We start from the raw sequence: 16,420 nt of genomic DNA, 5'->3' as shown, positions 1-16,420 counted from the left end.
GCCGCATCACAACGAACGTTCGGGGAGGGAGACGACTCCCCACACACGGGAGGGGCTCTTCGGAGTTCCGGGGGCGCTTCAGATGCCTTGGGGGAGGGTTCGGTTCCGATTCCCCCGCGCCCGCCCCGTCACACCGGTGGACACCACCGGGCACCTACCCCGTGCGCCCCCGCACAACCATCTCCACCTGCGGATATCCACAGCCTGTGGACGGCCGGGCCCGCCGCGCGGACCACCGGGGGACTCAACGCCGACGGGAACCGGGGCCCTTGATCTTGATGGAGACGACGGTGCCGTCGCCCAGTTCCTCGTTGAGCCGGCGCATCAGGTCCCGGACCATCGAACGCGCGTGCGCCGCCATCGTCGGGGAGTCGGCGACCAGGACGAGTTCGCCCTCGGAATAGCTCTCCGGCCGCAGCCTGCGGGCGTTGAACTCGCCGACGATCTCCGACCAGCGGCCGAAGACGCCGCCGATGGCGACCTGTTCCTGCCAGCCGTGCTCGATCAGCCAGGTCCTCACCGCGTCGCCGAACATCTGCGGCTCGTTGCGTGACCGCAACCGGCCACGGCGGCGCGACCCGGTGCCGCGGGGGATGGCGCCGCGGTCGCGGGCCTCGGCCCGGGCGCGCGCCAGCGCCTGGCGGGCGAGGTCGGCCCCGGAAGCGGCCGGGGCGGGCCGCCCCTCCGGGGCGGCGGGGGAGCGGGGTCCGGCGGGGAGGTCGGCGCGGCCGTCCACAGGCTGTGGACGGCGGGCCGCGGCGCCCGGGTCCGCCGGGGCCGGACCGCGGCGAGGATCCACAGGCTGTGGATAGTGCTCAGCCACCGGCGACCTCCTCGCCGTGGACCTCTCCCTCGCGCACCCCGAACCGGGCGCCGTCCAGCTCCGCCGGGATGTCGTCCGGGACGGCCGCCGTCACCAGCACCTGCTCGGCGTCGCGGACCCGCTCGGCCAGCCGGCGCCGCCGCTCGGTGTCCAGCTCCGCGAAGACGTCGTCGAGGATGAGCACCGGGTCGTCGCCGTCGGCCCGCAGCAGGTCGAACGCGGCCAGCTTCAGGGAGAGCGCGTACGACCACGACTCCCCCTGGCTGGCGTAACCCTTGGCGGGCATCCCGCCCAGCTCCAGGAACAGGTCGTCGCGGTGCGGGCCCACCAGGCTCACCCCGCGCTGCAGCTCGCGGTCGCGCTGCCCGGCCATCGCCTCGCGCAGGGCCCGGGCCAGGTCCGCGCGCCCGCGCGGCGGCTCCCCGCCGTCCTCGGCCAGGGAGCTGCGGTACGCGGGCACCGCCGGGCCGCCGGAGTCGGTGAGCCCCGCGTAGGAGTCGCCGACCAGCGGGCGCAGCGCCTCCACCAGGTCCAGCCGGGCGGCCAGCAGCTCAGCGCCGGCCTCCGCCAGGTGGGCGTCCCAGACCTCCAGCGTGCTCAGGTCGGGGGCCGAGCGCTGCCGGAACATCCTCCCCGACGCCGTCTTGAGCAGGGCGTTGCGCTGCTTGAGGACCCGGTCGTAGTCCGAGCGCACCCCCGCCATCCGCGGGGAGCGGGCCACCAGCAGGTCGTCGAGGAAGCGGCGGCGCTCCCCGGGGTCGCCCTTGACCAGGGCCAGGTCCTCGGGGGCGAAGAGCACCGTGCGCAGGATCCCCAGCACGTCGCGCGGACGCCCGGCGGCGGCGCGGTTGATCCGGGCGCGGTTGGCGCGGCCCGGGTTGATCTCCAGGTCGACCAGCATGTCCCGTTCGTCGCGCACCACCCGGGCGCGCACGATGGCGCGGGCCGCCCCCTGGCGGACCAGCGGGGTGTCGGAGGAGACGCGGTGGCTGCCGAGGGTGGCGACGTAGCCGATCGCCTCGACCAGGTTGGTCTTGCCCTGGCCGTTGGACCCGACGAACACGCTCACGCCCGGGCCCAGCTCGACGAGGGCCTCCGGGTAGGAACGGAAGTCGGCCAGTTGCAGATGGGAAACGTACATCCGGCCTTCCTCCTGGTCAGGGGAACGGACGGTGGGAAGGGAAAGGGAGGGCGCGGCGGGGGAGCACGGCGCGACGCCGGGGGCGTCCCGGACCCCGGCGGGTCCGGGACGGACGGGCCGGGGTCAGTCCCGGGCCGCGGTGGTGCCGTCGGCCTTGGTGACCGCGTGGCCGCCGAACTGGTTGCGCAGCGCGGCGACGACCTTCATCGCCGGGCTGTCGTCCTGGCGGGAGGCGAAGCGGGCGAAGAGCGAGGCGGTGATGGCCGGGGCCGGGACCGCCAGGTCCACGGCGGCCTGGACCGTCCAGCGGCCCTCGCCGGAGTCCTGGGCGTAGCCGCGCAGGCCCGACAGGTCCGGGTCCTCCTCCAGCGCCCGCGACAGCAGGTCGAGCAGCCAGGAGCGCACCACGGTGCCCTCGCGCCAGCTCTCGAAGGTGCCCGGGACGTCGTCCACGATGCCGGAGGCGGCCATGAGCTCGAAGCCCTCGCCGAAGGCCTGCATCATGCCGTACTCGATGCCGTTGTGGACCATCTTGACGAAGTGGCCCGCCCCGACCGCGCCGGCGTGCACGAAGCCGCCGCCCTCGTCGGGGGTGAGGGAGTCGAAGACCGGCCGGGCCCGCTCGACGTCGGCGGCCTCGCCGCCGACCATGATCCCGTAGCCGTTCTGGCGGCCCCAGACTCCGCCGCTGACCCCGGCGTCGATGTAGCCGATGCCCTTCGCGGCGAGGCGGTCGGCGCGGGGGCGGTCGTCCACGTAGTGGGTGTTGCCGCCCTCGATGACGAGGTCGCCCTCCTCCAGGAGGTCGGCCAGCGCGGAGACGGTGGACTCGGTGGGCTCTCCGGCCGGGACCATCACCCAGACGACCCGGGGAGCGGCCAGCCGGGCCACCAGGGTCTTCAGGTCGTCGACGTCGCGCTCGGGGGAGGCGACGTCGAAGCCGACCACCTCGTGCCCCTTCTCGCGGAGCCGGGCGGCCATGTTGCCGCCCATCTTCCCCAGGCCGACCATTCCGAGCTGCATGCTCTCGCTCCCCCTTGTACGCCGTCTGCGGGCGGGTTCTTGTGACCGTGGATGGTGACCGCGGGACGGCCCGGCCGGGCGTGTCGGGGACGCCGCCGACCGGGCCGCAACGCCCGGATCAGTTCGGCTGTCGTACCGGCATGATCAGGTAGCGGTACTCGGGCTCGGCCCCCTCGGCGGCCGGCTTCCCGGTGAGGATCGACGGCCGGGTGGAGGTCGTGAAGTTCAGGCGGGCCACGTCGGTGCCGATGGCGCCGAGGCCGTCGAGCAGGTAGCCGGAGTTGAAGGCGATCTGGATGTCGTCGCCCTCGAGCTCGGCCTCCAGGACCTCGACCGCCTGGGCCTCCTCGCCGGTCCCGGCCTCCAGGACCAGCCGGCCCGGGGTGAAGGACAGGCGCAGCGGCGTGTTGCGCTCGGCGACCAGGGAGACGCGCTTGACGGCCTCGACGAACTCGGAGCGGGAGACCTCGGCGACGGAGTTGAAGGTGTCCGGCAGCAGGGCGCGGTACTTGGGGAACTCGCCGTCGAGCAGACGGGTGGTGGTACGGCGGCCGCCGCCCTCGAAACCGATCATGCCCTCGCCGGCGTCGCTGCCCGAGAGCGCGATGGAGACCTCGGCGCCGGAGGTGAGCGACTTGGCGGTGTCGTGCAGGGTCTTGGCCGGGACCAGGGCGACCGCGGACAGGCCCGGGTCCTCCGGCTTCCAGGTGAGCTCGCGCACCGCGAGGCGGTAGCGGTCGGTGGAGGCCAGGGTGATGGTCTCGCCCTCGATCTCGACGCGCACGCCGGTGAGCATCGGCAGGGTGTCGTCGCGCCCGGCGGCGACCGCCACCTGGCTGACCGCGGCGGCGAAGGCGTCGCTGCCGACGGTCCCGCTCACACCGGGCATCTCCGGGAGCGTGGGGTAGTCCTCCACCGGCATGGTGGTGAGCGTGAACTTGGCGCTGCCGCCGGTCACCACGACCTTCGAGCCGTCGGTGGAGATCTCCACAGGCTGTGCGGGGAGGTTGCGGGTGATCTCGGCCAGGAGCTTGCCGGTGACCAGGACCGTGCCCGGCTCCTCGACGTCGACGTCGACGACGGCCTGCGTGGAGACCTCGTAGTCGAAGCCGGACAGGCGCAGCTGCTGACGGCCGTCGAACTCGCCGGCCTCCAGCAGGACGCCGACGAGGACGGGGACCGAGGGGCGCGTCGGGAGTGTGCGCGCGGTCCAGGCGACCGCTTCGGCCAGTACGTCGCGTTCGACCCGGAACTTCACTTGCCGACTCACTTTCCGCCCCGGACGGGTCGCACCCGGCCGAAGGCCTCAACGTTGCAGCTGACGGATGTCTGTGGGGATCGGGCCGGCTCAACACTCATCGACAGGCTGTGGACGACGGGTGCGGGGCGGGCGCCGGGTGGGCGCTCCGACCTGCTGCGTCGCCGGATCCGTCGAGGCTGGCCGGGCCGCGGTCTCCTGCTAGGGGTCACCGCTCGGAGCCGGGCGGCGGAGGACAGGGGCGAGATCCCACGTTACCCGGATTCACCCGCTGCCGCTGACGCCTCGGCCGTCTCGGCGGTCACGGCGAGTTGTCCACAGATTTTCCGCGTTGCCGTTTCGAAGCCACCCTTGGGCTAATGAAGGTGCGCAGTAGTAGTAGGGCCTGTGGATACTGTGGATAACCCTCGTTTTACCAGGTCAGCACCGGAATTTTTATCCACAGGGCTTGTGGAGAACCCTGTGCACAACTTCGGGGTCCTGTGGATGAATCGGGTCGTCCCCAAGTTTTCCACAGTCCGTCCACAGGCCCGTCCACAGGTTTTCCTCAGGTTGTCCACAGCAGCCGGTGGTCCGGTGACCCGATGACCCCCATCCCTGTCCACAGGGCGACCCCGGGTTACCCACAGCCCCGGCGTAGTTGTCCACAGGTTATCCACAGGGTTGTCCACAGATTTGAGCCCCCTCCTGTGGATAACTCGGCCCGACTCGGCGAAAAATTTTTTTCGACCCCCTGCGCATTCCCGGCGAAGCCCGGCAAAAAGGCTGTGCACAGGGTTGTCCACAGGAAAGAGGCCATCGTTCGTTGGCGAGATCGGCCGTCCCCGCAGGTGTGGGCAGGGCAACAGCCCTCCTCCGGGCCGGGAAACCGGGACGACAACGCAGCTCCGGGCAGGGACGGGGACGTTCGGCCGCACACCTCGCCAGGCTCCCGAACCCGGGCGAGGATGGGCATAAGCCTGTGGATAACCGCCTGTGGAGAGCCGCGGCCTGTGGATAACTTCCTGTGGACAACGTTCCCGGCCCTGATCCGGGCGGGTTGTGCACAGGCGGGGCGGGTCTGTGGAGGAAGGGGTGCGCCCCGGCCTCCGAGGGGCGCGGGGAGGAGCGGCCCCCGGGCGAGTGGCCGGCGGGCGGGCGCGCCGGGGGCGGAACGGGGCGAGAAGGGGACGGGTGGACGGAGCGACACGTCGACACGTCGACCGGGCGGGGCCCACCCGGGGTCCGCGGCCCCCGCGCCCCCGCCCGCCCCGCCTTCCTCCCCCCTCCACGGCCCTGGGATCGGAGACCCGGGGCGGGGAGCGGCGAAGGGGAGAACGACGGAGGGGCGACATGTCGACGTGTCCCTGTGGACGTGTCGACATGCCGCCCCGGGGCGCGCGGCCGGGATCAGTTCAGCGAGGACTGGTCCTTGATCCGGCTCGTCAGCTCGTGCACCTGGTTGTAGATGGAGCGGCGCTCGGCCATCAGCGCCCGGACCTTGCGGTCGGCGTGCATGACCGTGGTGTGGTCGCGGCCGAACTGCTGGCCGATCTTGGGCAGCGACAGGTCCGTCAGCTCCCGGCACAGGTACATGGCGATCTGCCGGGCCGTCACCAGCACCCGGGAGCGGGAGGTCCCGCACAGGTCCTCCACCGTCAGCCCGAAGTACGCCGCCGTCTGGGACATGATGGCGCCCGCCGTCACCTCGGGGACGTCGGCGCCGGGCACCAGGTCGCGCAGCACCTGGCTGGTGAGGTCCAGGTCCACCGACTGCCGGTTCAGGCTGGCGAACGCGGTCACCCGGATCAGCGCGCCCTCCAGCTCCCGGATGTTGGTGGAGATCTTGCTGGCTATGAACTCCAGCACCTCCGGCGGGGCGGCCAGGCCCTCCTGCACCGCCTTCTTGCGCAGGATCGCGATGCGGGTCTCCAGCTCGGGCGGCTGGACGTCGGTGAGCAGGCCCCACTCGAACCGGCTGCGCATCCGGTCCTCCAGCGTGGTCAGCTGCTTGGGCGGCCGGTCGCTGGAGATGACGATCTGCTTGTCGGAGTTGTGGAGCGTGTTGAAGGTGTGGAAGAACTCCTCCTGCGTCTGCTCCTTGTTCTCCAGGAACTGGATGTCGTCCACCAGGAGCACGTCGATGTCCCGGTACCGGCGCCGGAAGCCGTCGGCCTTGCCGTCGCGGATCGAGTTGATGAACTCGTTGGTGAACTCCTCCGAGCTGACGTACCGCACCCGGGAGCCCTCGTAGAGCCGGTGCGTGTAGTGCCCGATGGCGTGCAGCAGGTGGGTCTTGCCCAGGCCGGAGCCGCCGTGGATGAACAGCGGGTTGTACGCCTTGGCCGGAGCCTCGGCGGCGGCCACCGACGCCGCGTGGGCGAACCGGTTGCTGGAGCCGATGACGAAGGTGTCGAAGGTGTATTTGGGGTTGAGGCGCGCGTGCTCGCCCGGCGGCACCTCGGGGGAGCGCCCGGGCGGGGCGGCCGGGGCGGGTTTCGCGGCCTCCGGTTTCGGAGCCGGTGCCGGGATGTCCTGCGGCTCGGGCGCGCCGGCGGCGTCGGCCTCGGGGGGCGGCGGCAGGTCGGGGGCAGGGGCGGGCTCCGGCTCCTCCGCGGCCGGGGCTGCGGGCGCCTGCGGCTCGGGCGTCTCCCAGCGGTTGGGGCGCTCCCAGCCCGGGTCCTCGGCGGGCCAGGCCGAGCGCCCCCAGGAGGAGTCCTCCGGGACGGGGGCGGAGTGGACGGGCTGCTCCCACAGCGGGGGAGTGGTGGTCTGCCGGGGCTGCTGCGGCTGCCGCCGGGGCGGAGCGGCCGCGGCGGCCCAGGGGGCCGGATCGCCGTACTGGAGCTCCTCCTGGGTGAAGGAGTCGCTCCGCGGGGGAGCGGTGTCGGCGGGGTGCCCGGGCGCGCCCGGGTGCGAGTAGGCGTCGGGGCCCGAGCCGAGCAGGTCGGCCTCGGGGGGCAGGGCGGCGTGCCGGCCGTAGGCGCGCTCGGGCGCGGTGGGGCGGTGGTGTCCGCCCCGCGGCTCCCGCGGGGGTTCGGGCACGGAGCCCTGGTCGAACAGCGCGGGGGCGCCGCCGTGCTGTGCCGGGGGCTCGGGGCGGGTGCCGGCCGCCCCGTCGGTGTCGCGCGGGGAAGGGGGGTAGGGGTGCGCCGCCGCGGGCGGGGGCGGCGGGGTGGGCACCGCGGTGGGGTCGACCGTCACCGCGACCCGGATGTCCCGTCCCAGGTGGGCGGAGAGCGCCTTGCTGATGGCCGGGTAGAGGCGGCTCTCCAGCACCTTCTTGGTGAACTCGTTGGGCGCCGCGATCAGCGCCGTGTCCTCGATCAGACCCAGGGGCCGGGTCTGGGGCAGCCAGGCGCGCTGGTGCGCGGGCAGGGAGTCGTTGTCGATCCCGTCCAGCACGCTGGACCAGACAGCTGCGAGGTTGACCTGTGCGTCAGCCAAGGCGACCTGCCATGTTGCTGTCCCTTCGGTACGGGTCTGTTCGTGCGGGTGGAGGAGGGGACGGGGGCGTACGCGGATGCCCCCGTCGGCTCGGGGGCGGCGCAGGGCGGCTCTCCATTGTCCTCCCCCCGTGGTACTGCCGGGGCAGGGTGGGCGGAATGTCCGGTGTGAAGGTCGGCACGGGCCTGTGGAAAACTTCGGGGCCCGCCGGTCGGCGGGGTGTCGGCCGCCTCCCGGTATCCACAGCCCGCGCCGGTTGTCCACAGGTTGTCCACAGGGTTATCCACAGGATGGCAGATCTGTGGGCTCCTCGCAGAGTTATCCACAATATGCAGGTCAGGCTGTGTGCAAGGCGATGCCGTGCAGGGCGCCGGGGTGGTGGCGCCGGTCGTGGGGAGAGTTATCCACAGGCTGAGGTTATCCACAGGGGTGGGGGGTTGTGGAAGTCTCACACGCCTGTGGACGACGATCTGTCCACAGGTCTCCCTGTCGACTTGTCCCCCGCCCCCCGGGCCCTCCGTGAAGAGGGCGAGAGCGAGGACACACCCCCCGCGACCCCGCCTGATTTGACCGCGCCCGGACCGGGTCGTATCTTCTTTATGCTTATGCCGACGATTCTGCCCACGCCTGTCCCGGTGACGGCGTGCACGCGGCCATGGCACTCTGCGGCCCCGCATATCCTGGGGGTCCTGTCGTAGTACTTTCCTGACACGCCCCTGGAGCCAGTAGTGAGCAAGCGTACGTTTCAGCCGAACAACCGGCGTCGCGCGAAGGTCCACGGCTTCCGGCTGCGCATGCGTACGCGCGCCGGTCGCGCCATCATCGCCTCGCGTCGCCGCAAGGGACGCGCCGCGCTGACCGTGAGCCACTAGGCCACGCACAGCCCCACGTTCTTCGGGACCGTCCGGCCTTGCGCCGGCCGGTCCCTTTGTCATGGGAGGCACCGATGTTGTCGCCGGAGAACCGGATGCGCCACAGCACCGAGTTCGGCTCCGCCATGCGCTCCGGACGCCGTTCGTCCCGCGACGACCTCGCCGTGGTCTACCTCCCACCGCCGAGGGCCGGGGGAACCACCGCCGGACCGGAGGCGTTGCCGGTAGGGGAACCCCCGCGCGTCGGATTCATCGTGAGCAAGGCGGTCGGCGGGGCCGTGGTGCGCAAGCGCGTCCAGCGACGGCTGCGGCACCTGATGCGGCCACGGCTGTCCGAACTGCCAAACGGTAGCCTGCTGGTAGTGCGTGCCAAACCCTCCGCTGCCACCGCGCGGTACGAGGACCTGGGCGCGCAGCTGGACGGCGCCATCGCCTCGGCGATGCGGCCCCGGCCCAAGGGGCCGGCGCGCCGTCGACGAGGACGCGGTGGCCCCTCGGCGCCGGAACCGGCGAAGAGCGACACGGAAGGCGGCCGCCCGGCCACAGAGGGCGGAGAACGGTGGACGGACCGATGACCCAGCACGAACCGACGGTGTTCGCGCGTGCGCTGATCCTCCCCATCCGGGGATACCAGCGCTTCATCAGCCCGCTCCTGCCGCCCGTCTGCCGCTTCTACCCTTCGTGCAGCGCGTACGCCGTCGAGGCCCTGCGCACGCACGGTGCCTTGTACGGGCTGTGGCTGGGCATCCGGCGCATCGCCCGCTGCCACCCCTTCACCAGGGGTGGCTACGACCCGGTCCCCCCACCGCGGGGACGGGTCCAGGAGTCCGAGGAGTCTGCGGGCGGCGCCGGGTCCACCGGCCACGCTCCCGGGGACCAGTAGCTGAACCGAAGCACATAGGAGTTGGCCGGTGCTGGACTGGCTTTACAACATCGTCGGCTGGATTCTGGTCCAGATCCACGCGGGTCTGGGCCTGATCGGCCTGAACCCCGACAGCGGGTGGGCGTGGGGCCTGTCCATCGTGCTGCTCACCATGCTGATGCGCCTGCTCATGGTGCCGCTGTTCGTCAAGCAGATGAACACGCAGCGCAAGATGCAGGAGATCCAGCCCAAGCTGCGCAAGCTCCAGGAGCGCTACAAGCACGACAAGGAGCGGCTCCAGCGGGAGTCGATGGAGCTGTACCGGGAGAGCGGCACCAACCCGCTCATGGGCTGTCTGCCCCTGCTGCTGCAGATGCCGGTCTTCTTCGCCCTGTTCAACGTGCTCCGCAGCGTGGCCGAGGGCAACGTCCGCTACAACTTCACCGAAGAGCTGGTGGAGAGCGCCCGCCAGGCCCTGGTCTTCGGGACCCCCATCGCCGCCCACTTCAACAGCTCCTCGGAGGAGCTGCTGGCCCTGGGGGCCACCAACGCCATCATGGCGAAGGTCGTCATCGCGATCTCCTGTGTCGTCATGGGCACCACGACGTTCCTCACCATGCGCCAGAGCATGAAGCGCAGCGTCGCGCAGATGCCCGACAACCCGATGATGCAGACCCAGAAGATCATGATGTACATGGCGCCCCTCTTCGGGCTCTTCGGCCTCATGATGCCCGTGGGCGTGCTGATCTACTGGGTCACCTCCAACGTGTGGACGATGGTGCAGCAGCACTTCCTGTACCGCAACCAGCCCGCGCCGGGCGAGGCCGTGGACGCCAAGGCCGCCAACACGAACGGCTCGGCCAAGGGGATGCTGGGGCGCAAGAAGAAGCAGCCCGAATCCGCGCCGCAGCCCGTGGAACAGCCTAAGATCGAACGCAAGCAGCCCAAGAAGCAGTCTCGCTCCAAGCGCACCGGTGGCGGGCCCCGCTAGCGAGCTGCGTACCGAACGCGGGAACAGGAGACGGGAACGCCGTGACAGCGAGCCAGGAAGGAAGCGGTGGAGTAGCGGTGGCTGAGGCGCCTATCGACATCGAGGCCCTGGAGAACGAGGGCGACATCGCCGCGGACTACATCGAGGGACTTCTCGACATCGCGGACTTCGACGGCGACATCGACATGGACGTCGAGGGCGACCGTGCGATGGTCTCCGTGGTCGGGGCCACCCTCGACGAGCTGATCGGCGAGGACGGCGAGGTCCTGGAGGCCCTCCAGGAGCTGACCCGGCTGGCGGTGCACCGGGCGACCGGTGAGCGCAGCCGTCTGATGCTGGACATCGGCGGGTACCGGGAGGGGCGCCGCAAGGAGCTCTTCCAGGTCGGCGCCGACGCCGCGCAGAAGGTCAAGGAGACCGGCGACGCGTACGAGCTGGAGCCGATGACCCCGTTCGAGCGCAAGGTCGTCCACGACGCGGTCGCGGCCGCGGGCCTGCGCAGCGAGTCCGAGGGCGAGGAGCCCAACCGCTACGTGGTGGTCCACCCGGTCCCGTAGACCGCGCAAGCCGAAGCAGGGGCGGTGTTTCACGTGAAACACCGCCCCTTTCGCATGCCCGCGTTTCACGTGAAACCACGAATCCCCTAACCCGCATGTCGACAAGTCCCCGCCCCCTCAGCTTGGGCCCCCTGCGGTGCCGGCGCTCGCCTAGCCCCTGGGACCGTACTTCCGGCTGTACACCCCCGCCCAGGGAAGCCCGCCGTGAGACACCCCTGAGTTCCTGCCGCAGGGCGCCGGCGGAGCCGGGGAGAGATGCTTCCCGAGGCCCCGGGCGGCAGTGGCCCGTGGGCCGCGGATCCTGTTCCCGCCCGCCCGGGGCGAGGGGTGGCCGCGGGCACCCGGTGCTCGTCGCCCCCGGGTCCGCAGTTCCGGCCGCGCACGCCCGCGGAGGCGCCCCCCGGGCCCGGTGCCTGTGGCCCGTAGACCACCGGCCCGGGGCTCCTGTCCGTCCGAGGATGCCCGCCACGGGGCGTCCGCGATCCGGGGGAGGGGCCTCCCGTGAGGGCGCGCGCACGCCCGCGCCGGGGAGCCCGCCGTGGGGCACCCCGCGGTTCCCACCCGGCCGCGGCTGCCCGCCGCAGGGCGTCCGCGATCCGGGGCGAGGGGAGGGGCGCTCCCGTGAGGGCGCGCGCATGTCCCCCCGACTCCAACGCGGTGGGCGGCGGGGTGTGCGTGCACGGGGTCCCGTCGCCGATGGTCGGAGAACCGTGCCCTCCGGCCTCAGGAGAGAAGGAGGGCGACCCCGCGTCCCGGATCCCAGGGGCGGGTGCTCCAGAGGAAGAAAGGGCCGCCTTCCGGCGGCGGGGCCACCTGCGGGTCGAGGTGTCGACAAGTCCCCTTGGGGATTCGGTGTTTCACGTGAAACACCGAATCCCCCGGCGGAGGCGCCCGCCGCCCACGCCCCCGGAGAGGCGTCATGTTTCACGTGAAACGGCGCCGCCGCGATGTTTCACGTGAAACTCCGGGGCGGTGGACGCGTAGGATCGGTGGGGGTCTTTCCCTCCGCTGTCTGCATCCGTCGGGTGCGGCTACGACCTCTTGCGGTCTCTTGCGGTCTCTTGGAAGTGGCGATGACGATGGACGATGAAAGATGGGCGGTGGTGACCGATGACCGCGGGCGCTGAGGAGTCCGGTGCCGTGTTGCCGGAACCCCCGGCCGGGGCGGCGGAGATCTTCGGCGACGCCCTGCCGAAGGCCCGCCGTTATGCCGAGCTGCTCGCCGACGACGGTGTGCGGCGCGGACTGATCGGCCCGCGCGAGGTGCCCCGCCTGTGGGAGCGGCACGTCATCAACTGCGCGGTGGTCGAGGAGCTCCTCCCCGAGGGGGCGGAGGTCGTGGACATCGGTTCCGGCGCGGGCCTGCCCGGACTGGTGCTGGCCCTGGTCCGTCCGGACATCCGCATGACCCTGCTGGAGCCGCTGCTGCGCCGGACGGTCTTCCTGAACGAGGCCGTGGAGATCCTGGACCTGCCCAACGTCGAGGTGCGGCGGGGGAGGGCGGAGGAGGCGCACGGCGAACTCCTCACCGACTTCGTCACCGCGCGGGCGGTCGCCCCGCTGCCGCGGCTGGCCGACTGGTCGCTGCCGCTGCTGCGCAAGGGCGGCAGCCTGCTGGCGCTCAAGGGCGAGCAGGCGGAGGCCGAGCTGGCCGCCGCCGAACAAGACGTTTCAAAACTGCGGCCCAGTGTTAGCGATGTGATCCGGGTGGGCCGGGGTAAAGTCGATCCCGCTACCACGGTCGTTCGCGTCACGGTGACATCCGACGGTGGTTCGCCCCCGTCGAAGACGCGGGGCGGCAAGAAGAAGCGCGGACGGAAGAGGTGAACTCATTCGTGCCCCACAATGACCCCGATGTTTCACGTGAAACATCCCTCTACGGCGACCTGCTCGATGTTTCACGTGAAACGTCGGACACCCACACGACCCCTCTCGCCCGTGCCGCCCAGGCCGCCATGGCCACGCGGGGCCAGGAGGAGATCTGGCCCCGCCCGGCGTCCTGTCGGGTGATCAGCGTCGCCAACCAGAAGGGCGGCGTCGGCAAGACCACCACGACGGTCAACATCGCCGCGGCCCTGGCGATGCACGGGCAGCGCGTCCTGGTCGTCGACCTCGACCCGCAGGGCAACGCCTCCACCGCCCTGAGCATGGAGCGCGACAACCAGACCCGCTCGATCTACCACTGCCTGGTCGAGGACGAGGAGATCCGCAAGCTGGCCCAGCCGGTCCCGGACATCCCCGGCCTGCTGTGCGCCCCGGCCACCATCGACCTCGCGGGCGCGGAGATCGAGCTCGTCTCCCTGGTGGCCCGCGAGGCGCGCCTCAAGCGCGCGTTCGCGGCGTACGACACCTCGGACCTCGACTACATCCTCATCGACTGCCCGCCCTCGCTCGGCCTGCTCACGGTCAACGCGATGGTGGCCTGCGACGAGGTCATGATCCCCATCCAGTGCGAGTACTACGCCCTGGAGGGCCTGGGCCAGCTGCTCCGGAACGTGGACCTGGTGAAGTCGCACCTCAACCCCGGCCTGGCGGTCAGCACCATCCTGCTGACGATGTACGACGGCCGTACCCGCCTCTCCCAGCAGGTGGCCGACGAGGTGCGCTCGCACTTCCAGGACACCGTCCTGGACACCGTCATCCCGCGGAGCGTCCGCGTCTCCGAGGCGCCGAGCTATGGCCAGTCGGTGATGACGTACGACCCGTCCTCGAGCGGTGCCGTCGCCTACCTGGACGCGGCCCGGGAGATCGCCCACCGGGCGAAGCGCTAGCCGCGAACGTGGACCCGGCCCCCGCCGGGCGTGAACCGAGAAGTGTGGAGGGAAGTACCGGTGAGTCAGCGACCGCGCGGACTGGGCAAGGGATTGGGGGCGCTCATCCCGTCGGGGCCGCCGGCGGCTCCCACGGTGTCCGAGAGCGTTCCCGAATCGGTGAACGGCGGGTCCGCCCCCGTGGTGCCGGTGGCCATTCCGGACGGCACGTACCTGAAGGAGATCGCGCTCACCGACATCCGGCCCAACCCCAAGCAGCCGCGCAAGCACTTCGACGACGAGGCGCTGGAGGAGCTGCGCGACTCCATCGTCGAGGTGGGCGTGCTGCAGCCGGTGGTGGTGCGCGAGCTGCCGCCGGGGGAGTCCCACCCCTACGAGCTGATCATGGGGGAGCGCCGCTTCCGGGCCAGCGGGCTGGCGGAGCGGAAGGTCATCCCGGCCCTGGTCCGCAAGACCAAGGACGAGGAGCTGCTGCGCGAGGCGCTGCTGGAGAACCTCCAGCGGCAGCAGCTGAACCCCCTGGAGGAGGCGGCGGCCTACCGGCAGATGCTGGAGGACTTCGACACCACCCAGGAGGAGCTGGCCCAGCGGGTGGGCAAGTCGCGGGCGCACGTCACCAACACGCTGCGGCTGCTCCAACTTCCCGCGACGCTCCACGCCAAGGTGGCCTCCGGGGTGATCAGCGCCGGGCACGCCCGCGCGCTGCTGGGCCTGGAGGGGCCGGAGGAGATGGAGCGCTTCGCCGAGCGCGTCGTCCAGGAGGGCCTTTCGGTCCGCTCCCTGGAGGAGATCGTCGCGCTGCGGAAGAACGGCCACGACGTCGAGAAGGCGGCGAAGGCCCGCCGCGCCTCGCTCAAGGCGGTCACCCCGCCGCACGTCGAGGAGTGGGCGACCGCGCTGGCCGACCGGCTGGACACCACGGTCAAGGTGGACGTGGGCAAGCGCAAGGGCAAGATCGTGGTGGAGTTCGCATCGGTCGAGGACCTGGAGCGCATCATCGCGCAGATGGGCGGGTCCCGCGCCTAGGGCGTGTCCGGCGGGCCGTCCCGGGTCGCGGCACCCGGCGCGAGCGCCGGGCCGCACGAAGGCGACCACCGGACGCGCCCCGGTTTCTCCGTGCGGGACGCCGTGCTCCGGCGCTCCCGCGGACCGGATGTTTCACGTGGAACATCGCGGGTCGCCCAGGTGCTCCTGGGCGGCCCGGCGGGGGAGGGGCCACAGCGGACTCCCCTGAGGCGGCGGAAGGCCCCCAGAGGTGATCTGGGGGCCTTCCGTGCTCGCTGCCGTCGGCGGCCGTGAGTCCGGGTTACAGGAACTCGGCCAGCTGCTCCTCCAGCTTGCGCTTGGGGAGCGCGCCGCGGATCTCCTTGACGACCTCGCCGCCCTTGAACACCTTGAAGGTCGGCAGGGCCAGCACGTCGTAGGCCCGCGGGGTCTCGGGGTTCTGGTCGGTGTTGATCTTGGCGACCGTGATCTTCTCGCCGTGCTCCGCGGCGAACTTGTCCAGGACCGGGGCCATCTGCTTGCAGGGGCCGCACCAGTCGGCCCAGAAGTCCACCAGGACGGGCTGCTCGCTCTTGAGGACCTCGGCCTCGAAGGTGTCGTCGGTGACGTTCTTGACGGCGGACATGGTTCTCCTTGTTCGGACGGGTACTGCGGGCCGACCGTCTCGGGCGGTCGGCCCCGGTTGGCCGCCGGCCGCGGCTAGTTGCCGCGCTCGGCGAGGAAGCGCTCGGCGTCCAGGGCGGCGGAGCAGCCGGTTCCGGCTGCGGTGATGGCCTGGCGGTAGCTGTGGTCGACGACGTCGCCCGCGGCGAACACGCCCTCCAGGTTGGTCCGGGTCGAGGGGGAGTCCACCTGGACGTAGCCCTCCTCGTCGAGGTCGACCTGGCCGCGGAACAGGTCGACCCGCGGGTCGTGGCCGATGGCGACGAACACGCCGGTGACGTCGAGGGTGCTCTCCTCGCCGGTCTTGTTGTTGCGGACCTTGAGGCCGCTCACCCGGTCCTCGCCCAGGACCTCGACCACCTCGGTGTCCCACACGAACGAGATCTTCTCGTTGGCGAAGGCGCGCTCGGCCATGATGCGGCTGGCGCGCAGCTCGTCCCTGCGGTGGACCACGGTGACGGACTTGGCGAAGCGGGTGAGGAAGAGGGCCTCCTCCATGGCGGTGTCGCCGCCGCCGATGACCGCGATGTCCTGGTCGCGGAAGAAGAAGCCGTCGCAGGTGGCGCACCAGGAGGTGCCGCGGCCGGACAGCTCCTTCTCGCCCGGGACGCCGAGCTCGCGGTAGCCGGAGCCGGTGGCGAGGATGACCGTGTGCGCCAGGAAGGTCTCGCCGCCGGCGGTGACCTCCTTGACGGGCTTGGCCAGGTCCACGGAGGTGACGTCCTCGGGCACCAGCTCGGCGCCGAACCGCTCGGCCTGCTTGCGCAGGTTGTCCATCAGGTCCGGGCCCATGATGCCGTCGGGGAAGCCGGGGAAGTTCTCGACGTCGGTGGTGTTCATGAGGGCGCCGCCGGCGGTGATGGAGCCCTCGAACACCAGGGGCTTCAGCTCGGCGCGGGCCGCGTAGACGGCGGCGGTGTACCCCGCCGGTCCGGAACCGATGATGATGACATTGCGGACGTCACTCACGCTCGTAGGCCCTTCACACGATCAGATGCCCCCGCCACGGGATGGTGACCTCGGGGGAG

At 71.5% G+C, this 16,420-nt stretch carries 15 protein-coding genes; 8 read left to right on the top strand and 7 right to left on the bottom strand.

The window, feature by feature from the left end; genetic code table 11:
• Positions 1 to 244: 244 nt before the first annotated feature.
• The 5 genes from K1J57_RS09095 to dnaA form a co-directional block, all read right to left on the bottom strand.
• The gene (locus tag K1J57_RS09095; RefSeq protein ID WP_370634675.1) at positions 245 to 736 is read right to left on the bottom strand and encodes a DUF721 domain-containing protein; all 492 of its coding nucleotides are present in this window, start codon (positions 734 to 736) and stop codon (positions 245 to 247) included.
• Between the two features lie 79 nt (positions 737 to 815).
• Positions 816 to 1,964 carry a DNA replication/repair protein RecF gene (gene recF / locus K1J57_RS09090; RefSeq protein WP_220564001.1) on the bottom strand — a complete coding sequence of 383 codons (1,149 nt, stop codon included), beginning with the start codon at positions 1,962 to 1,964 and terminating at the stop codon, positions 816 to 818.
• Positions 1,965 to 2,087: 123 nt separating this feature from the next.
• A complete protein-coding gene (gnd, locus tag K1J57_RS09085) occupies positions 2,088 to 2,987 on the bottom strand; it encodes a phosphogluconate dehydrogenase (NAD(+)-dependent, decarboxylating) (protein ID WP_220564000.1) in 900 nt (299 codons plus the stop codon).
• 118 nt (positions 2,988 to 3,105) lie between these two features.
• A complete protein-coding gene (gene dnaN / locus K1J57_RS09080; protein ID WP_220563999.1) occupies positions 3,106 to 4,245 on the bottom strand; it encodes a DNA polymerase III subunit beta in 1,140 nt (379 codons plus the stop codon).
• 1,389 nt (positions 4,246 to 5,634) lie between these two features.
• Positions 5,635 to 7,671: a chromosomal replication initiator protein DnaA gene (gene dnaA / locus K1J57_RS09075; protein WP_220563998.1), complete on the bottom strand. Its 2,037-nt coding sequence runs from the start codon at positions 7,669 to 7,671 to the stop codon at positions 5,635 to 5,637.
• 728 nt (positions 7,672 to 8,399) lie between these two features.
• Between dnaA and rpmH the strand changes: the two genes are divergently transcribed.
• The 8 genes from rpmH to K1J57_RS09035 all read left to right on the top strand — a co-directional run bounded on the left by rpmH (position 8,400) and on the right by K1J57_RS09035 (position 14,750).
• Entirely contained in the window at positions 8,400 to 8,543 is a 144-nt protein-coding gene (gene rpmH, locus K1J57_RS09070) for a 50S ribosomal protein L34 (protein WP_014909187.1), read from the top strand.
• A gap of 74 nt (positions 8,544 to 8,617) precedes the next feature.
• Positions 8,618 to 9,118 carry a ribonuclease P protein component gene (gene rnpA / locus K1J57_RS09065; RefSeq protein ID WP_220563997.1) on the top strand — a complete coding sequence of 167 codons (501 nt, stop codon included), beginning with the start codon at positions 8,618 to 8,620 and terminating at the stop codon, positions 9,116 to 9,118.
• Positions 9,115 to 9,426 carry a membrane protein insertion efficiency factor YidD gene (gene yidD, locus K1J57_RS09060; RefSeq protein WP_220563996.1) on the top strand — a complete coding sequence of 104 codons (312 nt, stop codon included), beginning with the start codon at positions 9,115 to 9,117 and terminating at the stop codon, positions 9,424 to 9,426. The genes rnpA and yidD overlap by 4 nt, the downstream gene beginning before the upstream one ends.
• A gap of 28 nt (positions 9,427 to 9,454) precedes the next feature.
• A complete protein-coding gene (yidC, locus tag K1J57_RS09055) occupies positions 9,455 to 10,396 on the top strand; it encodes a membrane protein insertase YidC (RefSeq protein ID WP_220563995.1) in 942 nt (313 codons plus the stop codon).
• Positions 10,397 to 10,473: 77 nt separating this feature from the next.
• Positions 10,474 to 10,953: a R3H domain-containing nucleic acid-binding protein gene (locus tag K1J57_RS09050; RefSeq protein WP_220563994.1), complete on the top strand. Its 480-nt coding sequence runs from the start codon at positions 10,474 to 10,476 to the stop codon at positions 10,951 to 10,953.
• A 1,110-nt stretch (positions 10,954 to 12,063) separates the two neighbouring features.
• Positions 12,064 to 12,780 carry a 16S rRNA (guanine(527)-N(7))-methyltransferase RsmG gene (gene rsmG, locus K1J57_RS09045; protein ID WP_220563993.1) on the top strand — a complete coding sequence of 239 codons (717 nt, stop codon included), beginning with the start codon at positions 12,064 to 12,066 and terminating at the stop codon, positions 12,778 to 12,780.
• A 128-nt stretch (positions 12,781 to 12,908) separates the two neighbouring features.
• Positions 12,909 to 13,724, top strand: a complete 816-nt coding sequence (locus tag K1J57_RS09040; RefSeq protein ID WP_220563992.1) for a ParA family protein — start codon at positions 12,909 to 12,911, stop codon at positions 13,722 to 13,724.
• Between the two features lie 60 nt (positions 13,725 to 13,784).
• The gene (locus K1J57_RS09035) at positions 13,785 to 14,750 is read left to right on the top strand and encodes a ParB/RepB/Spo0J family partition protein (RefSeq protein ID WP_220563991.1); all 966 of its coding nucleotides are present in this window, start codon (positions 13,785 to 13,787) and stop codon (positions 14,748 to 14,750) included.
• A 280-nt stretch (positions 14,751 to 15,030) separates the two neighbouring features.
• Here the strand turns inward: K1J57_RS09035 and trxA are convergent, their stop codons facing one another.
• Both trxA and trxB read right to left on the bottom strand, forming a co-directional pair.
• Complete coding sequence (gene trxA / locus K1J57_RS09030; protein ID WP_220563990.1) at positions 15,031 to 15,354, bottom strand: thioredoxin; 324 nt, start codon at positions 15,352 to 15,354, stop codon at positions 15,031 to 15,033.
• Between the two features lie 74 nt (positions 15,355 to 15,428).
• Complete coding sequence (trxB, locus tag K1J57_RS09025) at positions 15,429 to 16,361, bottom strand: thioredoxin-disulfide reductase (RefSeq protein ID WP_220563989.1); 933 nt, start codon at positions 16,359 to 16,361, stop codon at positions 15,429 to 15,431.
• Between the last annotated feature and the right edge of the window lie 59 nt (positions 16,362 to 16,420).

It is taken from the genome of Nocardiopsis sp. MT53, assembly GCF_019598965.1.
In the GTDB taxonomy this organism is placed as follows: Bacteria; Actinomycetota; Actinomycetes; order Streptosporangiales; family Streptosporangiaceae; genus Nocardiopsis; species Nocardiopsis changdeensis.
Note: the sequence above shows the minus strand (reverse complement) of the source record. Positions and strands in the feature narration are given on the sequence as shown.

Excerpts from the sequence above, each read along its gene's own strand:
- recF (WP_220564001.1), bottom strand. The coding sequence starts at position 1,964 with ATGTACGTTTCCCATCTGCAACTGGCCGACTTCCGTTCCTACCCGGAG.
- gnd (WP_220564000.1), bottom strand. The coding sequence starts at position 2,987 with ATGCAGCTCGGAATGGTCGGCCTGGGGAAGATGGGCGGCAACATGGCC.
- rnpA (WP_220563997.1), top strand. The coding sequence starts at position 8,618 with ATGTTGTCGCCGGAGAACCGGATGCGCCACAGCACCGAGTTCGGCTCC.
- yidD (WP_220563996.1), top strand. The coding sequence starts at position 9,115 with ATGACCCAGCACGAACCGACGGTGTTCGCGCGTGCGCTGATCCTCCCC.
- rsmG (WP_220563993.1), top strand. The coding sequence starts at position 12,064 with ATGACCGCGGGCGCTGAGGAGTCCGGTGCCGTGTTGCCGGAACCCCCG.
- K1J57_RS09040 (WP_220563992.1), top strand. The coding sequence starts at position 12,909 with ATGGCCACGCGGGGCCAGGAGGAGATCTGGCCCCGCCCGGCGTCCTGT.
- trxA (WP_220563990.1), bottom strand. The coding sequence starts at position 15,354 with ATGTCCGCCGTCAAGAACGTCACCGACGACACCTTCGAGGCCGAGGTC.